15 protein-coding genes are annotated in these 16,722 nt (G+C 41.6%); 7 read left to right on the top strand and 8 right to left on the bottom strand.

The window, feature by feature from the left end; genetic code table 11:
- Positions 1–55 precede the first annotated feature (55 nt).
- From trpD to BDD43_RS21720, 5 genes are all read left to right on the top strand, one after another.
- Positions 56–1,045, top strand: a complete 990-nt coding sequence (gene trpD, locus BDD43_RS21740) for an anthranilate phosphoribosyltransferase (protein ID WP_121199744.1) — start codon at positions 56–58, stop codon at positions 1,043–1,045.
- A 5-nt stretch (positions 1,046–1,050) separates the two neighbouring features.
- Positions 1,051–1,668 carry a phosphoribosylanthranilate isomerase gene (locus BDD43_RS21735; RefSeq protein ID WP_121199742.1) on the top strand — a complete coding sequence of 206 codons (618 nt, stop codon included), beginning with the start codon at positions 1,051–1,053 and terminating at the stop codon, positions 1,666–1,668.
- Positions 1,669–1,670: 2 nt separating this feature from the next.
- A complete protein-coding gene (gene trpB / locus BDD43_RS21730) occupies positions 1,671–2,852 on the top strand; it encodes a tryptophan synthase subunit beta (protein ID WP_121199740.1) in 1,182 nt (393 codons plus the stop codon).
- 77 nt (positions 2,853–2,929) lie between these two features.
- On the top strand, positions 2,930–3,718 hold the full coding sequence (trpA, locus tag BDD43_RS21725) for a tryptophan synthase subunit alpha (RefSeq protein WP_121199738.1): 789 nt from the start codon (positions 2,930–2,932) through the stop codon (positions 3,716–3,718).
- 286 nt (positions 3,719–4,004) lie between these two features.
- Complete coding sequence (locus BDD43_RS21720; RefSeq protein ID WP_121199736.1) at positions 4,005–4,979, top strand: hypothetical protein; 975 nt, start codon at positions 4,005–4,007, stop codon at positions 4,977–4,979.
- A 63-nt stretch (positions 4,980–5,042) separates the two neighbouring features.
- On the opposite strand, the gene BDD43_RS21715 is transcribed toward BDD43_RS21720, so the two are convergent.
- The 3 genes from BDD43_RS21715 to BDD43_RS21705 form a co-directional block, all read right to left on the bottom strand.
- Complete coding sequence (locus BDD43_RS21715) at positions 5,043–6,434, bottom strand: arginine decarboxylase (protein WP_121199734.1); 1,392 nt, start codon at positions 6,432–6,434, stop codon at positions 5,043–5,045.
- Positions 6,435–6,634: 200 nt separating this feature from the next.
- Positions 6,635–7,561 carry a citrulline utilization hydrolase CtlX gene (ctlX, locus tag BDD43_RS21710; protein ID WP_121199732.1) on the bottom strand — a complete coding sequence of 309 codons (927 nt, stop codon included), beginning with the start codon at positions 7,559–7,561 and terminating at the stop codon, positions 6,635–6,637.
- 71 nt (positions 7,562–7,632) lie between these two features.
- Positions 7,633–9,093 carry an arginine deiminase family protein gene (locus tag BDD43_RS21705; RefSeq protein ID WP_121199730.1) on the bottom strand — a complete coding sequence of 487 codons (1,461 nt, stop codon included), beginning with the start codon at positions 9,091–9,093 and terminating at the stop codon, positions 7,633–7,635.
- 330 nt (positions 9,094–9,423) lie between these two features.
- On the opposite strand from BDD43_RS21705, the gene argS reads away from it, so the two are divergent.
- Positions 9,424–11,193, top strand: coding sequence for an arginine--tRNA ligase (gene argS / locus BDD43_RS21700; protein ID WP_121199728.1), 1,770 nt, complete (start codon positions 9,424–9,426; stop codon positions 11,191–11,193).
- A 20-nt stretch (positions 11,194–11,213) separates the two neighbouring features.
- Here argS and BDD43_RS21695 read toward each other — a convergent pair whose 3' ends face one another.
- The 5 genes from BDD43_RS21695 to BDD43_RS21675 all read right to left on the bottom strand — a co-directional run bounded on the left by BDD43_RS21695 (position 11,214) and on the right by BDD43_RS21675 (position 15,148).
- Positions 11,214–11,915 carry a hypothetical protein gene (locus tag BDD43_RS21695; RefSeq protein ID WP_121199726.1) on the bottom strand — a complete coding sequence of 234 codons (702 nt, stop codon included), beginning with the start codon at positions 11,913–11,915 and terminating at the stop codon, positions 11,214–11,216.
- Positions 11,908–12,702, bottom strand: a complete 795-nt coding sequence (locus BDD43_RS21690; RefSeq protein WP_121199724.1) for an urease accessory protein UreD — start codon at positions 12,700–12,702, stop codon at positions 11,908–11,910. Before BDD43_RS21690 ends, BDD43_RS21695 begins: the two co-directional genes overlap by 8 nt.
- A complete protein-coding gene (gene ureG / locus BDD43_RS21685; protein WP_121199722.1) occupies positions 12,699–13,337 on the bottom strand; it encodes an urease accessory protein UreG in 639 nt (212 codons plus the stop codon). The genes BDD43_RS21690 and ureG overlap by 4 nt, the downstream gene beginning before the upstream one ends.
- A gap of 102 nt (positions 13,338–13,439) precedes the next feature.
- Positions 13,440–13,709, bottom strand: coding sequence for a hypothetical protein (locus tag BDD43_RS21680; protein WP_121199721.1), 270 nt, complete (start codon positions 13,707–13,709; stop codon positions 13,440–13,442).
- Positions 13,710–13,801: 92 nt separating this feature from the next.
- Positions 13,802–15,148 (bottom strand): DEAD/DEAH box helicase, encoded by a 1,347-nt coding sequence (locus BDD43_RS21675; protein ID WP_317128809.1) that lies wholly within the window; start codon positions 15,146–15,148, stop codon positions 13,802–13,804.
- A gap of 179 nt (positions 15,149–15,327) precedes the next feature.
- Here BDD43_RS21675 and BDD43_RS21670 point away from each other — a divergent pair, with 179 nt between their 5' ends.
- Positions 15,328–16,575: a DEAD/DEAH box helicase gene (locus BDD43_RS21670; RefSeq protein ID WP_121199719.1), complete on the top strand. Its 1,248-nt coding sequence runs from the start codon at positions 15,328–15,330 to the stop codon at positions 16,573–16,575.
- Positions 16,576–16,722 lie beyond the last annotated feature (147 nt).

Here is a 16,722-nt window from a genome sequence, read left to right as displayed (position 1 = left end):
TAAATATATAGTAAAGGGGTGCCAATGGCAGCCCTTTTTTATTTTATAGCAAATAATGAAAACTATTTTAAACCATCTTTTTGAACATAAAACCTTTAGCAAGCAAGAGTCGAAAGTTATTTTGACCAATATTGCACAAGGCAAATATAATAACTCGCAAATGGCAGCCTTCATGACGGCCTATTGTATGCGTAACATTACTGTTGACGAGTTAGAGGGCTTTCGCGATGCCATGCTGGAGCTTTGCTTGCCCGTTAACCTGGAAGCCGATAACCTGATTGACCTTTGCGGCACCGGTGGCGATGGTAAGGATACCTTTAATATATCAACCCTGGCATCGTTTGTAGTGGCCGGGGCGGGGTATAAGGTGGCCAAACATGGCAATTATGGGGTGTCGTCGGGCTGTGGGTCGTCAAACGTAATGGAGTACCTGGGTTACAAGTTTACCAACAACATGAGCACCTTACAAAAGGATGTTGATGAAGCAGGTATTTGCTTTTTACATGCCCCCATGTTTCACCCCGCCATGAAAACCGTTGCGCCTATCCGTAAAGAGCTTGGCGTAAAAACTTTTTTCAATATGTTGGGCCCGTTGGTAAATCCGGCAAGGCCAAAAAACCAAATAGTTGGTGTTTTTAGCTTAGAGCTGGCTCGTTTGTACGCTTATCTGTATCAAAAGTCTAATAAAAATTACACCATTTTGCACGCTTTGGAAGGTTATGACGAGGTATCATTAACCTGCGATTTTAAAACCTTTAGCAAAGCGGGCGAGAAGATAAATACCCTGGAGCAGCTTGGGTTTGATAAGGTGAAACCCGAAGAGATTGCCGGAGGCAATACCGTGCCCGAATCGGCAGATATATTTATTAGTGTTTTGGTAGGCGAGGCAACAGCAGCGCAAAATAACGTAGTATTGGTAAACGCGGCGTTGGCCATACAAACACTGAACCCTGAAAAAAGCTTTGCCGATTGTTTTTATGAAGCCGAAGAATCGCTGTTGAGCAAAAAGGCGTTAATCAGTTTTAAAAAATTAAATAGCAACTAATAGCCATGAAGATAAAGGTTTGTGGTTTAAAAAAACCCGAAAATATTAAAGCGGTTGCTGCTTTGGCGCCCGACTATATGGGTTTTATTTGCTACGGCCTATCGCCGCGCTTTATTGCTCAATTGCCGCCCGATGTTTTAGAAGCATTGCCCGAAGCTATTTATAAAACAGCCGTTTTTGTAAACGAAAGCGATGAAACCATTACGAACCTTATCAATCAGTTTGATTTTAACGCTGTACAATTACATGGCAATGAAAGCCCCGATTTTTGCCAGGCATTGCGCGGTAAGGTAAAAGTATTTAAAGCGTTTGGTTTAGATGATAATTTTGACTTTGAGCAGTTAAAACCTTATCGGGATAAGGTAGACCATTTTATGTTTGACACCAAAACAGAAAAACACGGCGGCTCGGGCCAAACATTTAATTGGACCATATTGGATAATTATAAACTTGATGTTCCCTTTTTTTTATGCGGCGGAATTAGCCTTGATAATTTGGAGAATATTAAAGATATTAAACATCCCGCATTTTATGGTGTCGACCTCAATAGCAGGTTTGAAATTGAGCCTGGTGTAAAGGATGCAGAAAAATTAGAACAAGCGTTTAAAATATTAAGATCATAAAGATGAATTACGGAGTTAACGAGCTGGGCTATTACGGAGATTTTGGCGGGGCATACATTCCCGAAATGCTATATCCTAACATTGAGGAGTTGCGACAGCAATACCTTAATATAACAGCAGATGCCGCATTTATTGCCGAGTATAACCAGTTACTTAAAGATTATGTAGGCCGCCCTTCGCCCTTATACTTTGCCAAGCGGTTTTCGGAAAAATACGGGGCCAACATCTTTTTTAAACGTGAAGATTTGAACCATACCGGTTCGCACAAAATAAATAATGCCATAGGCCAAATATTACTAGCCATCCGTTTAGGCAAAAAACGCATTATTGCCGAAACCGGGGCTGGCCAGCATGGCGTGGCAACCGCCACCGTTTGCGCCTTAAAAGGTATTGAATGCATAGTATACATGGGCGAAATTGATATGGAACGCCAGGCACCAAACGTTGCCCGTATGAAAATGCTTGGCGCAACCGTGGTACCTGCAACATCGGGCAGTAAAACCCTAAAAGATGCCACCAACGAGGCCATGCGCGATTGGATAAACAATCCCGTTGATACACATTATATTATAGGCTCGGTAGTTGGGCCTTATCCATATCCTGATATGGTGGCGCGGTTTCAATCCATCATATCCCAGGAAACTAAAAAACAATTGCTTGAACAAACCGGAAGCGAATTGCCAGACTATGTTATGGCCTGCGTGGGCGGCGGTAGCAATGCCATGGGCATGTTTTATCATTTTTTGGATGATGAGGCCGTTAAGCTGGTTGCCGTTGAAGCAGCAGGCAAGGGTGTTGATAGCGGGCACTCGGCAGCTACCACATTTTTGGGCAAGGAGGGCGTTTTACACGGCAGCCGTACCATTTTAATGCAAACCGACGACGGACAGGTTGTGGAGCCTTATTCCATTTCGGCAGGGTTAGATTATCCCGGTATAGGCCCGCAACACGCGCACTTGTATAAAATAAACCGCGCCCAATATGTTAGCATTACCGATGACGAAGCCTTGCAGGCCGGGTTGTTATGCTCGCAACTGGAGGGTATTATTCCGGCTATAGAAACTGCGCACGCCCTGGCTTATCTGGAGAAAATGACATTTAAACCTACCGATAACGTTGTGATCTGTTTATCCGGAAGGGGAGATAAGGATTTAACAACTTATATTAATTATTTTAACTTCTAAATATTTTGTTGATGGTTCATGGTTCATGGATCATAATAAATAAGTACGAGAATACAGCACCACTTAAATCATGAACTATGATCTATGAACCATCAACCAATAGATTAAATAAGCTTTTTTCGGAAGGAAAAAAGAACCTGCTATCTATTTATTTTACAGCCGGGCATCCTGCTTTAAATACCACAATTGATATTGCCGAAGCCCTGGAAAAAGCCGGCGCAGATTTTTTAGAAATAGGTTTCCCATATTCCGACCCGCTGGCCGATGGCCCCACCATTCAGGAGAGTTCGTTAACGGCACTCAACAACGGCATGAACCTTAATGTGCTGTTTGATGAATTAGCCAATCTGCGTAAGCGTGTAAGCATACCTGTTTTGTTAATGGGTTATGCCAACCCAATGGTACAATATGGTGTAGAAAATTTTTGCAAAAAAGCTGCTGAAGTTGGTGTAGATGGCGTGATAGTTCCGGATTTACCAATGTATGAATACGAAAAGCTTTATAGCAACTATTTTAAAGATAACAACCTGAGTAATATATTTTTGGTTACCCCACAAACAGCCGAGCAACGTATCCGCAAAATTGATGAATTGAGTAACTCGTTCATTTACCTGTTGTCATCGGCGTCCATCACCGGCAAGGCTTTGGATTTAAACGATACTGTTGATACTTATTTTAAGCGGATTGAAGATATGCAGCTTAACAACCCAACCATAGTAGGCTTTGGCATAGCCGGTAAAGCTGCGTTTGATAAGGCCTGCCAGTACAATAGCGGCGCAATTGTAGGTAGCGCCTTTGTAAAGTATTTGAATAACACAAAAAATTACCTGCCGGGCATTGCTGAGTTTATTGGGCTATTTAAATAGAGATATATCTGAAAATATTATTGTATACAGCCGCAGAACGCAATTATAAATCTAAACTAATATATACACATTTATTAAAATAACTTCTTTTTAACAAGCACTCATCTTTAATTGTCTCTTTTTCTAATATTTACGCACGGGTATAATACTTAACGACGTGTAAGTTTTCTATTTATTTTTTTTATTTCAATATATTATTAATAATATTAATATATTTACTTAGGTATTTGATTTAAAGTCATTTATAATATTAATTGTTATTTATCAACCCTAAACATATTGAATCATGAAAAAGTATTTTTTTACCTGTCTTTTACTTATTAGTTATTGTGCTGTATTTGGGCAAACCAGTAGTCAATCCAATAATTTAATTGGCCAATCTTTTATCACCAAAACCGGTATAGTTGTTTTTCCTTACGACCCTGTTTCAGGTTCTTACGATAAAAGCATTCATTTTTTAATTAATGACGATACCAAATTTTATGTTTATAAAGTACATAAAGAAGGCTATATAATATCGGTATGGGATTTTAGCTATACCTATAAAAAGACTATAAGAACCGACAGTTCCAAAGTAGTTAAATATATAAACAAAAATGACTTTTATCAAAGATTGAAACCTGATACTGATTTAAATAAACATCTTCCGGACATGGATGAATATTATAAAATGACAAAAGTTCAAGTAGCATTATTACCTGACACCCCTAAAATTGGTAACAGTCCATTAATTAAATATGATAAATTAGCTTATGTGGATTCCTGGGCGAACAATATGCAATTTTTTATTCCTCTTGAAGATTTTAATGACAATTGTGAATCCATTTATCCTAAAAATAATAGCTTTACTTGGGGTTTTTTATCGCTGCCAATTAAAGTACGCTTTGGTAATGCCAGTGGACCATTCACGGTTGAAGAGAAAGTTAACTTTGGTATATCACTTGGTTATAAACATCAATATGTTTCTAAAATATATCGTGCAAGTAACATTCTTGGTGGAGTATCTATAGGGAGTGTGAAAGTGAATAACCAATCAGATCCAACCATTACTTCCGCTTCTGCCTTATCCTTTTCCGGTGGATATATGTTTCAATATGATAAATTTCAGGCCGGCATATTTACAGGGCTGGATTATGCTTATTCGGCACCTGGCTGGGCATACCAAGGGAAACCCTGGATAGGTTTTGCAATTGGGGTTAGCTTATTTGGCGAGAGTAAAACGTCAGCATCAAACGATCAGTCTCAAGCCGCACAAAAATAAATTATAACCCATAGAAAGGTCATCTCATATAACGAAATGACCTTTTTATAGATTTTATAGTTTTTAACTATATCCCAAAAGTTTTAATACTTGTTTACTGTTTTGTTCCTCGCCAAAAACTTCAAAGTTAAAGGTTTCGTCGCGGTTGCGGCGGATGAGTACGTGTTTGGGCGATGGCAACAGGCAGTGGTGAATGCCGCCATAACCACTTAAAACCTCCTGGTACGCCCCGGTGTGGAAGAAACCGATGTACTGTACTTTACGCGTTTTGGGCATAAATACACTGTTCATGTGGGCTTCCTGGTTGTAATAATCCTGTCCGTCGCAGGTAATGCCGCCCAGGTTTACACGCTCGTATTCCGAATCCCAATTGTTTATCGGTAACAATACGTATTTTTGGTTCAAGGCCCAAACATCGGGCAGGTTGGTAATAAAAGAGCCATCAAGCATTAACCAGCGTTCGCGGTCGTTTTGTTGTTTGCGGCCCAATACCTTATATAAAATACCCGACGCTTCGGCAACGGTATACTTACCAAATTCGGTAATAATATCCGGCTCAATTACGTCGTGCTCGGCGCATATCTCTTTAATCCGACTAACAATCTCGTTAATCATGTATTCGTAATCAAAATCAAACACCAACGAATCTTTAAATGGCATACCGCCACCAATATCCAAAGTATCTAAATCGGGGTTTATTTTTTTGAGCTTGCAATATAAGGTTACGTACTTTTCTAACTCGTTCCAGTAATATGGCGTGTCGGAAATACCCGAGTTGATAAAGAAGTGCAATAGTTTTAACCTAAAATTTGGGTTCTTTTCTATCTTGTTATAATAAAAATCTATCACGTCCTCAATACGTACACCCAAACGCGAGGTGTAAAACTGCGAATCCGGTTGCTCTTCCGCAGCTATGCGGATGCCCAGGTTGCAGGGAGTGTCCATCTCAACCTCGTCGTCGTAAATGTTAAACTCCTCTTTATTATCCAATACCGGGATGATGTTTTTAAAACCATCATGCAGCATATCAATAATATAAGTTTTGTATTGGAAGGTTTTAAAACCGTTACAAATAACGGTCATCTCTTTATTTAAAAGCCCTTTTTTCTCCAGCGCATCAATCATAGGCATATCAAAAGCCGATGATGTTTCAAGGTGAATGTCGTTTTTTAACGCTTCTTCAACAATATGCTTAAAGTGCGAACTTTTGGTACAATAGCAATATTTATAGCTTCCGCGATAGTTGTTTTTAACTATGGCCTGCTGAAACAATAGTTTAGCTTGCTGTATTTTTTTTGAAACGATAGGCAGGTAAGTAAACCTAAGCGGCGTACCATACGTTTCTATCATCTCCATTAAATTAAGGTCGTGAAAATATAATTCATCATCATAAACCTCAAAACCCTCTTGCGGGAAACCCACGCTCAGGTCAATAAATTCCTCGTAACTCTGCATTTATCGAATTAAAATAATTTGCGCAAAAATGTAATTTTTTAATTGAAATAAACCTAATAATTAAGAGTTTTTTATTGTACGCAATGTAATTTAATTGATGCCTTGTAAAGGTTCATGGTTGATGGTTCATAGTTCATGGTTTTGGCAGATGATGGATAATGGTATTTTTTCTATGAACTATGAACCATCAACTACGAATCTTATGAACTCAAAGGCGGCAAATGTACCTCTGCTATCATACAACGGGCACTTCCGCCGCCAATGGTTTCTATGGTTTGCAGGTTTGCGCTAATAATTTTACAATATTTTTCAAGTTTTTGAACCTGTTGGGGATGAAGCGAAGCAAGCGCCCTGGCCGACATAACCAATAACCGTTCGTTTTTTTCGTTTCTTAATTCCAGCATATTGCCCGCAAATTCGTTGAGTTGCTGTTGCGAAATTTCGATAACCTGCTTGTTTGTTTGCTCAAAAGATGCCATTAATAAGTTTTTTTCGGCAGTATCGGTTACGGCATCAAGGCATATTACTACAAATTCGTCGCCCATGCACATCATTACGTTGGTGTGGTAAATTGCTTTACCGTTTTGGTCCGTAGCGTGGAATAGGATGGAGGTGTAGCCGCTTTCTGCACGAAAAGCCCCAATAACATCGGGATGAGTACGTGGCGACAAACAAGCGTAAGCAATTTTGTTTCCGCGATCTAAAACCATACTACCCGTACCTTCTAAATATTGCTCATTATTTTCGTAAGCACTCAGGTCTTTAATATCGCTCACAAAAAAGCTATTCAGGGTTATCTTTTTTAGCATCTTCAAATCCCGCTCCAATCGCCTGTTTTCGGCCTGCATCGGATACATAAATATTTTGCCATCCTCGTGAAACGATACCCAGTTATTTGGGAAAATGGAATCGGGCGTATGCGGCTCTGGCTTGTCGTTAACTATAATAACATCCAAACCATTGGCTTTTAATTTGTCAGCAAAAGCGTCAAATTCGGCCAATGCCTTTTGCTGTATATCCTGCTCATTTTGGCTGCGGTGCTGAAATGCATTACTTTCTGCCGTCTGCTCGTTAAAGCCGAAGCTAACGGGGCGTATCATTAATATGTGGGATGTTAACTGGTTCATTAGTTCAATGGTTCATTGGTCATTAGTGCAAAGTTCAGTCAATTAATGTGCAAATAGTTCATCAGCCTAGACTAATGAACCAATGGCAAATGAACTATTGAACTCCTTAACAACGGCATACTCATACAATGGAAGCCGCCACGTGCACGCGATAACTCGGCGGATGGCATGAGTATTACGGTATCTGTTATGGTTTCGGTCGATGTTTCGCCGCTTTCCAGTTTTTTGAGCAGATCGGCAACCTTAACAATGGCAAAACCGTGTTGTTCAAAAGCTTCAATGGTTTTATCGTTACGGTCGTATGCCAAAACCACACCCTCTTTTAGTGCGAGGAGATTACACGAATCCGTCCATTGCTCGCGCGAATCGTAAGGGAACTGGTTATTGCCCGAGTAGATGAATTGTGTTGGCTCGGCACTGTGCAAATCGTTACGGCTAATATCATCAAGCAAGGCTTCCAGGTTAGCAAAATGCTTTGGCTCGTTTGTTTTGCCTTTGGCAAACTGTATTATTTGAGGGCTATCTTTAGCCATAGTGTCGCCAAAGTGACTAATAGGTTCGTTCAAGTTAACCGCTTCCTCATCAAATAACGATTTTAGCAGCACCCAAACGTTGCGTTTAACCTGTGTAAAAACAGTATCCAGGTGCATAAAGTTACGCTTTTGCGGAATTTTGATGATGGTTACCTTTTCGACAACGCCTTTTTCAAACAGTAATTTAATGGCCGCGTTTGCGCCGCGTGTTGATGTGCGCTCGCTGCAACCAATTAAAATATGGTTCGGGCTAACCACCATTACGTCGCCGCACTCTAAAGTGGTTGGCTCGTGGCTTTCGCCGATGGGTTCTAAAAACGCTTCCATACTTTCGGGTATCTCGATGATATTGTTGCGGTAAGCGGCAAACAACGGATGGTTGAAAAAGATGTAACGCACCAGCAAACTTTCGCGCAGGCGGGCAGCTTTCGCGGGTTTACTAATGAGCAGGTAATTATTAATGGCTACACCAACATCGCGCGAAAAAATAAAATTGGGTATGGGCGCAAATATAAGTTTATGGTTTAAAAAGCCCGATAAAAGTGTTTTTGCCAGTTCTGTTGCGCCGGTATCTACTAAGGTTTGCTGCAAACCATAGGTGAGGTTTTCCATGCCGCAAATGGCGGCAACCAATTTTTCCTTAACGGTTTGTTCGGCCAATATATCGGCCAGCAGCGTTTGAAACTCTATTACTTTGGTTGAGTTATGAAACCCGGCATTGCCCGGTTTAAAAAAGTCGCGGTTGCTTTCGGGGCTGTCTATTGCACTTAATTTCCCTGCTATTTTTTCAGGGTCTAAAAAATAAAGCAGCACTTTAACATAATGGTCGTACTCTTTACGGCGGATGGTATCCAGGTGAACTATATCTTCAAAAAGCCAATCCTGAGCCTTATTGGGCACAACCTTACCCAATCCGGCATCCGGACTGTGGATGAGCAAGCATAACAGGTCGCCAATTTCGGACGTGTTATTGATGTTGAAATTTGTAGTAGTGAGCATGTTTTTAATTCATAATCAAGAAGATAGAAGCAAGATGTAAGAATCAGGAAGCAGGAAAAAAATAAAACAAGTGTCTTGGTTCCTTGCATCTAACGTCTTGCTTCCTGATTCTCAATTCTTGTCTCTTTTCTTCACAAAGCTATCAGAATTTAGCCATATAATCAGTGTCAAGAGGCAAGAATCAAGAGACAAGAACCAGGAGAGAAAAATAAATATGGCATTTTAAATCTTGGTTCCTGATTCTTACATCTTGCTCCTATCTTCTAACTCTTAATTCCTGCTTCTCGCTTCTTGACTCTTATTTTAAATAGATTTGATTAATTTTGCCGGATGGATTTCATAGTTGATGCAACCCTTAAAGCCGTTAAGGCCTTATACCAAACCGATATTACCGCTGCCGATGTTACCTTACAGCAAACCCGTAAGGAATTTGAAGGGCAGGTTACCATAGTTATCTTTCCGTTTGTTAAATTTTCGCGTAAATCACCGGAGCAAACCGGGAACGAGATTGGCGGGTTTATTGAAAACGAGATAGCCCATGTTTCGGGCTTTAACGTGATAAAGGGTTTTTTAAATATCAGCATTAACGACGAGTACTGGATAAAACAACTCTATACCGAAATCGCCGCTCCCACATTCGGCACCTTCCCCGCAAAGGGCGAGCGGGTAATGGTTGAATATTCGTCGCCCAATACCAATAAGCCTTTGCATTTGGGGCATATCCGTAATAATTTATTGGGTTATTCGGTAGCCGAGATATTGAAGGCCAATGGCTACGATGTTATTAAAGCCAATTTAGTTAACGACAGGGGTATCCACATCTGTAAATCGATGCTTGCCTGGCAACTGTTCGGCAATGGCGAAACGCCCGAAAGTAGCGGATTAAAAGGCGACCATTTGGTTGGCAAGTATTATGTTGTTTTTGATAAAGAATATAAAAAGCAAATTGAACAACTGATAGCCGAGGGCCAAACGGAAGACGAGGCCAAAAAGAATGCTCCCTTAATTGTACAGGCCCAACAAATGCTACAGCTATGGGAAGCCGGCGACCCGGATGTTATGAGCCTTTGGGAAACCATGAACAGTTGGGTTTATGCTGGTTTTGATGCCACCTACAAAAAACTTGGTGTTGATTTTGACCAATATTATTACGAATCGAAAACTTACCTGTTGGGTAAGGATATTGTTGAGGAAGGTTTAGCCAAAGGTGTTTTTGTAAAAAAGGAAGACGGTTCGGTTTGGATTGACCTGACTGCCGACGGGTTGGACGAGAAATTGGTGCTACGGTCAAACGGAACATCGGTTTACATTACACAGGATGTTGGCACAGCACAATTGAAATACGACGACTTCCACATGGATAAATCAATTTATGTGGTGGGTAACGAGCAGGATTATCACTTTAAAGTATTGTTTTTAATACTACAAAAGCTGGGTAAGCCCTGGGCAAAGGGGTTGTTCCATTTATCATACGGTATGGTTGACCTGCCATCGGGCAAGATGAAAAGCCGTGAAGGAACCGTTGTTGATGCCGACGATTTAATGGCCGAAATGGAGCAAACCGCTAAAGTACAAACAGAAGCTCTCGGCAAGATTAATGATTTTGACGAAGCCGAAAAACAGCAACTATACTACAACATAGGTATGGGAGCTTTAAAGTACTTTTTACTAAAGGTTGAACCCAAAAAGCGTTTGCTGTTTGATCCTAATGAATCGATTGATTTTCAGGGGCATACCGGGCCATTTATACAATATACCCATGCGCGTATTAAATCGGTATTGAAACGGGCAGGCTTTGTGCCGGGCGATGCAAGTACTCTTATTAACGTATTGGATTCCGTTGAGCGCGATTTAATATTGGCCTTAAACCAGTTCCCCGAAGCAATTATGCAGGGTGCGCGCGATTATAGTCCGGCTGTTATTGCCAACTACGTTTACGAACTGGCCAAAACCTACAATAAATTTTACCAGGAAAAACCAATTTTAAAAGCCGAAGACGAAAATGTGATGCAGTTTAGGTTACAACTGTCATCCGCAACGGCGCAAATTATTAACAGGGCCATGAAATTGCTGGGCATTAATGTTCCCGAAAGGATGTAAGGGTTTGGTGATGAAAAAAATCACCAGCCTAAAAAAACCATCCCGCAACCGCAAATTAGTATGGTTAGGCCGCCCAGGGCATGCACGTAACGCTCTATTTTTCCGGTTTTAAAATACGATATGCCGTATAAGCTTAAAACTACCATAACCACCATGGTTAATACAGTGGCTATAATATATACAATAACCAGTGCGGTAATGGCAAAAACCGAGTTTTTAGCAGCCGGATAAGATAAAAGCGGAATCATGGGCTCGCTTGGGCCCATTGCAAAAATGAAAAACATTACCCAGGGTGTAACCGGGTAGCGGTTATTGGGGGCCACGGTTTGGCCGTGCTTGTGCTCAAAAACGTAAATTGAGCCATCATCGTTAATATCAAAATGTTTGTGCGGCTTGTTTAACCGGGCATGGTAAAAGCCCCAAATGGTATAAGCCAAGCCAAACAGAAGCAGGGCCCAGGCTGCATAACCGCCACGAATATTTTCTAGCCAGCTTAACCGCGATAACGACCAGCCCACGGCAATACCTATCAATCCCAAAATTACCGAACTGCCAACATGCCCAATACCGCAAACTATAGTCCACACCACAGTGCGGCTAACCGACCAGCCCCTTGATCGCGACAAGGCAACAAAAGGCAAATAATGATCGGGCCCGCTAAAGGTGTGAATACAACTGATGGTGATGGCTGTTAATACCAATAAGCCTAATTCGCTATGCATAGGCAGCGTTTTTTGTTGTGTTAATTAAACCTGCTATTTTGTTTAAGCAATCATGTAGCTGCTCGCCTTTGTAGCCTAAAATGCGTATTAACAGTCCGTTTTTTTGTGTTTCGGTAATGCCGTAGTCAATACCGGTTTGTGTTGCTAAAAACGTACTGATGTATGTTTTTAAGTTTTTTACATCAGCATTTTCGTTTAAAAATATCAAACTGGCCTGGTGGGTGTAATTTTCTAACTGCCCAATGGCATTCACATCAATTTGCAAAGGTTTAATTAGCAGGTTTTCTTTAATAACGAGCTTTCCATTCATGTAAATTTGAGTAAGATTATGATATTTTGAAAATAGAAAAATCTCACCGTTCATTTTACGGCCGCAGGTTAAAATTTCGCCCCAAATGAGGCTGCAATTGGCCGATAGGTAAATATTGCTTTTTGATGTAAAATCCGAGTTTTGGTGCGGAACAGTTGGGTGGGGCAGGTAACAAAACGTGGCTCCCGCAGCCATATTAACTTGCAACTGTTGCCCTGCGCTGCCCTGCATGCTGAATAAGCGCTGGTACGATTGCGTTAACAAGGTAAGTGCGCAACCCTCGTCCAGTTCAATTTTAATATCGTATTCGTCCCCATCCAATATTCCCGGTGACGAGCTCATGAGCATCAGGCGCAGGGTTTTGTCTCTTTTATCCTCGCGCACATCGGCAAGTTTAAACGGCGGCGTAAAATATGATTTTTTAAGATACGTTATCCCATCGCGCAATTTGGTTTGTATATGCAAATGTGCTATCATCTGCGCAAAGCAGGTTCGGGGTTCTCTTCCAGTAAGCCGTATTTTTTTATCCAGCCTATAACACTGTCCAGGCCCTGTAAACTCATCAGGTTGGTAAACACAAAGGGCGCTCCCTTGCGCATTAAACGGGCGTCGCGCTCCATCACATTAAGGTCGGCATTCACGTATGGTGCAAGGTCAATTTTATTGATAACCAGTAAATCGCTCCGGGTTATACCGGGGCCGCCCTTGCGGGGAATTTTGTCACCTTCGGCAACATCAATAACAAAGATGGTAATATCGGCCAGATCGGGACTAAAGGTGGCCGAAAGGTTATCGCCACCGCTCTCAATAAAAATAATCTGCACATCGGGTATGCGTGCCGCCATCTCGTCAACAGCTTCCAGGTTCATGCTCGCATCTTCGCGGATGGCCGTATGGGGGCAACCGCCAGTTTCCACACCAATAATACGCTCGGGTGCGAGCAAACTATTTTGGGTTAAAAACTCGGCATCCTCTTTAGTGTAAATATCGTTGGTGATAACGCCCAAACTATATTCACCTGCCATGTGTCGCGATAAACGCTCAATTAAAGCCGTTTTACCCGAGCCAACCGGCCCGGCTACGCCTATTTTGATGTAATTTCTATCGAACATGTTACTTTTTATTTCATTATTGCGAGCGACTCGATGGGTTGATGATTTTATTATTTAATAACTATTTGTGAATGAAATTTAAACAGGCTCATTAAGCTAAGTCTATTCAAACTCCTCCTCGTCTTCATCCTCTTCATCGCCGCCGCCGTTTTCCTGGTAAAGTATAATGGCTTTACCAATATTATTAATTTCCTCGTCGCTGCCAAAGGTTGGCATTTCGGTTTCGGGGTCAAGCTTTAGCCAAATGCCTTCCGTGTCTTTTTGTATTTTTACGTATTCAATACCATCCTTAAAAATGGTATAAATCTCATCCTCTTCCGGAAATACGGCGTAAACTGTTTCGCCTATTTCAATATCAAAAGGTTCTATCATCTGTGGGTAGTTATTGGTTATTAAGTTATTGACTTATAAGTTGGGCGAACAGCATAATGGCATCAAGGTGAATGTCTACCTTTTTTCCAGCCTTACCCGTGCTTCTTCTTTTTGTTCATTTTAGCTTTGGTGCCTGCGCTAAAGTTGTAATCCTTTTTATTGCTATCCTTTTTTTCGTGAAAGGCTTCGCCACGCACTTCGGTAGCGGCGGCTTTGGCTGCTGGTTTTTTCTTTGTCTCTTCCTTATTTTCTTCTTTCGCAACTATCAAGTCTTCGGGCAATTCTGCCGTTGGTATTTTGTGGCCCGTTGCCTGTTCTATTTTTTTAACCATGCTTAACTCAATATCCGTTGCAAAGGTTATGGCAAAAGTTTCCTGGTCGGCGTCGCGTTTTATAATACGGTCAATAAAAGTTTCTTTTTCATCCGGCAACTCCAGGTGAATAATGAAGGGCACGCCCTCCACATCAATAAAGCCCTGTAACTCGTTAGCTACAATCAATATCCGTTTTTCAGTTTGTTCCTTAAAATCATCAATGCGCTCAAAACCGGCGGTTTCAAAAAATAAGGGGTTTAATATGGCAGCCTCTTTTTTAATAACGTGGGTAAGGCTGTTTAATATTTTTTCGGCAGTTAAGCGGGTATTTACAAATATTACGGCCTTGGTAAATACCTCGGTATCGTGCATCAGCAAATTAAGCAGGTTTAACTTGGTACGAAAGTTTGGTACATGGTACAGCAGTTGGTCCAGTATTTCGGCCTCGGCTTCGGCAAGTTCATCAACCTCAATAATGGCAGGTTGGTTCATAAACGGCGCTATCATGTGTTCAAGTTTACCGTGCAATACTTCGGTAAATATTAAGTGCTGGCATTTTAAAATACTGTTTGCCAGTTCGTTAACCGGTAATTGCAGGCCTTGTTTCACAATGGCATCGGCATCGTCTACCACAAACATCATTATTTTGTTGAGGTTTAGGCCAAGTTTAAGATAAATGGAACGGGCACGGTCGGGCGTGGCCACAACAATATCGGCACCATCGGCAAGGGCGTTCATCTGGGCCTCGGTGCCGGGTGCGGCGTACAGGCTTACTATGCGTATGGTATCGTTTTTATTTAAAAGTTCAAATTGCTCGGTAACCGCTATTACGCGTTCCTTATCAGGTACCAATATCAACGCGCGCGGAGCTTCTTCAACACCATATTTAAGGCGCATTAACACGCCCAGTACATAAGTGGTAGTTTTACCGCAGCCTTCGGGGCCAACGCCTATCATGTCCTGGCCGCCAATAATCCGCGACAGCGAGCGCGTTTGCATCTCCTTGGGGGTTAAATATCCCGCATCGGTAAGGGAGCGTACCAATTGTTTGTTTAGCTTTAATTTATCTGACCACATTGCCGCAAAGGTACGGTTTTTTGGCAATGTGGTGAGTTTCGGGTTCATAGTTCATAAATAAGGGCTATGGTTCATAGTTCATGGATGATAGTTCATAGCAAATACACATTTTATAAACGTCAATATGACTATAAACCATCATCTATGATCCATTGACTATGAACTATCATCCATCAACAATCAACTATCATCCATGAACCAAAACCAAACACTACCTTTGCCGCATTATGATTAAACAATCCCTTCAAAATCTAAATATAGCGGCCCTTAACCAAATGCAGCACGCAGCGTTAAACGTGCCGAACCAAAGTGATATGGTTTTACTATCGCCAACAGGCTCGGGCAAAACACTTGGTTTTTTGCTACCGGTATTAAACCTGCTGCAAAAAGATAGGGCAGGGGTACAGGCAATGGTGCTGGTACCATCGCGCGAGTTAGCTTTGCAGATTGAGAAGGTTTTTAAAAGCATGGGCACAGGCTTTAAGGTAAACTGCTGCTACGGAGGCCACCCCACACGCATCGAAAAAAATAGTCTTTCGCAACCGCCCGCGGTTTTAATAGGCACACCGGGCCGCATAGCCTACCATGTGCGCCACGAAAGTTTTGATACCTCAACCGTGCAAACCTTAGTTTTGGACGAGTTTGATAAAGCACTCGAATTTGGTTTTCAGGAAGATATGGCTTATATCATCCGCAGTTTGGGCGCGCTAACCAAGCGGATATTAACATCGGCCACCAAAATGGACGATATACCGGCCTTTACCGGAGTAAAAAATGCGGTTGAACTGGATTTTTTAAAGGATGCCGTTGTAATGCCCGATTTAAAGATTAAAGCCGTAATGGCCGATGCCGAAGATAAGCTTAGTACTTTGTTTGCCCTGATATGTAAAATAGGCAACAAAGCTACCCTTGTATTTTGTAACCACCGCGAAGCGGTAGACCGGATAAGCGAACTGTTGAGTTACATGGGATTGATACATGGTGTTTTTCATGGTGGGATGGAGCAGGAAGACCGCGAACATGCCCTGCTAAAATTTAGGAACGGAAGCAACCGTTTGCTCATTACTACAGACCTGGCTTCGCGCGGACTGGATATACCGGAGATTGAGGCCGTGCTACACTACCAGCTACCGCATAACGAAGAAGCGTTTACCCATCGCAATGGCCGTACGGCACGTATGCACGCCAAGGGCACAGCCTATTTAATACTCTCGCCGGATGAAAGCCTGCCGTATGTTAAAAAACCTGAAATTGAAACATTGCCCGAGAAAAACGTAACCCCGCCCTTAACCGAATGGGATACCATTTATATATCTGCCGGGAAAAAGGATAAGGTAAACAAAGTTGATATTGTTGGCTTGTTGTTACAAAAAGGTGGCTTACAAAAAGATGAATTGGGGCTGATAGAGGTTAGAGATCATGAATCGTATGTAGCCGTTAAACGTAACCGAATACAGCAGGCCGTGCAAAAATAAAGAACGAGAAGATTAAGAACAAGAAGGTTAAAATTGAAGTATCAAAATAAACCGTTCTGTTTGTTTTAACACCCGCAGTTTACACTATTGTGACTATTAAAATATACAGTGTTTTTTTCCCTTTACACTGTTGTATGCGTTAAAATG

This window comes from Mucilaginibacter gracilis, from assembly GCF_003633615.1.
GTDB classification, from domain to species: domain Bacteria; phylum Bacteroidota; class Bacteroidia; order Sphingobacteriales; family Sphingobacteriaceae; genus Mucilaginibacter; species Mucilaginibacter gracilis.
Note: the sequence above shows the minus strand (reverse complement) of the source record. Positions and strands in the feature narration are given on the sequence as shown.

Coding starts and splice junctions, on each gene's coding strand:
- argS (WP_121199728.1), top strand. CDS start 9,424: ATGGATTTCATAGTTGATGCAACCCTTAAAGCCGTTAAGGCCTTATAC.
- BDD43_RS21680 (WP_121199721.1), bottom strand. CDS start 13,709: ATGATAGAACCTTTTGATATTGAAATAGGCGAAACAGTTTACGCCGTA.
- BDD43_RS21670 (WP_121199719.1), top strand. CDS start 15,328: ATGATTAAACAATCCCTTCAAAATCTAAATATAGCGGCCCTTAACCAA.
- BDD43_RS21715 (WP_121199734.1), bottom strand. CDS start 6,434: ATGCAGAGTTACGAGGAATTTATTGACCTGAGCGTGGGTTTCCCGCAA.
- trpB (WP_121199740.1), top strand. CDS start 1,671: ATGAATTACGGAGTTAACGAGCTGGGCTATTACGGAGATTTTGGCGGG.
- BDD43_RS21720 (WP_121199736.1), top strand. CDS start 4,005: ATGAAAAAGTATTTTTTTACCTGTCTTTTACTTATTAGTTATTGTGCT.
- trpA (WP_121199738.1), top strand. CDS start 2,930: ATGATCTATGAACCATCAACCAATAGATTAAATAAGCTTTTTTCGGAA.
- trpD (WP_121199744.1), top strand. CDS start 56: ATGAAAACTATTTTAAACCATCTTTTTGAACATAAAACCTTTAGCAAG.
- BDD43_RS21675 (WP_317128809.1), bottom strand. CDS start 15,148: ATGAACCCGAAACTCACCACATTGCCAAAAAACCGTACCTTTGCGGCA.
- BDD43_RS21690 (WP_121199724.1), bottom strand. CDS start 12,702: ATGATAGCACATTTGCATATACAAACCAAATTGCGCGATGGGATAACG.
- BDD43_RS21705 (WP_121199730.1), bottom strand. CDS start 9,093: ATGCTCACTACTACAAATTTCAACATCAATAACACGTCCGAAATTGGC.
- BDD43_RS21695 (WP_121199726.1), bottom strand. CDS start 11,915: ATGCATAGCGAATTAGGCTTATTGGTATTAACAGCCATCACCATCAGT.
- BDD43_RS21735 (WP_121199742.1), top strand. CDS start 1,051: ATGAAGATAAAGGTTTGTGGTTTAAAAAAACCCGAAAATATTAAAGCG.
- ctlX (WP_121199732.1), bottom strand. CDS start 7,561: ATGAACCAGTTAACATCCCACATATTAATGATACGCCCCGTTAGCTTC.
- ureG (WP_121199722.1), bottom strand. CDS start 13,337: ATGTTCGATAGAAATTACATCAAAATAGGCGTAGCCGGGCCGGTTGGC.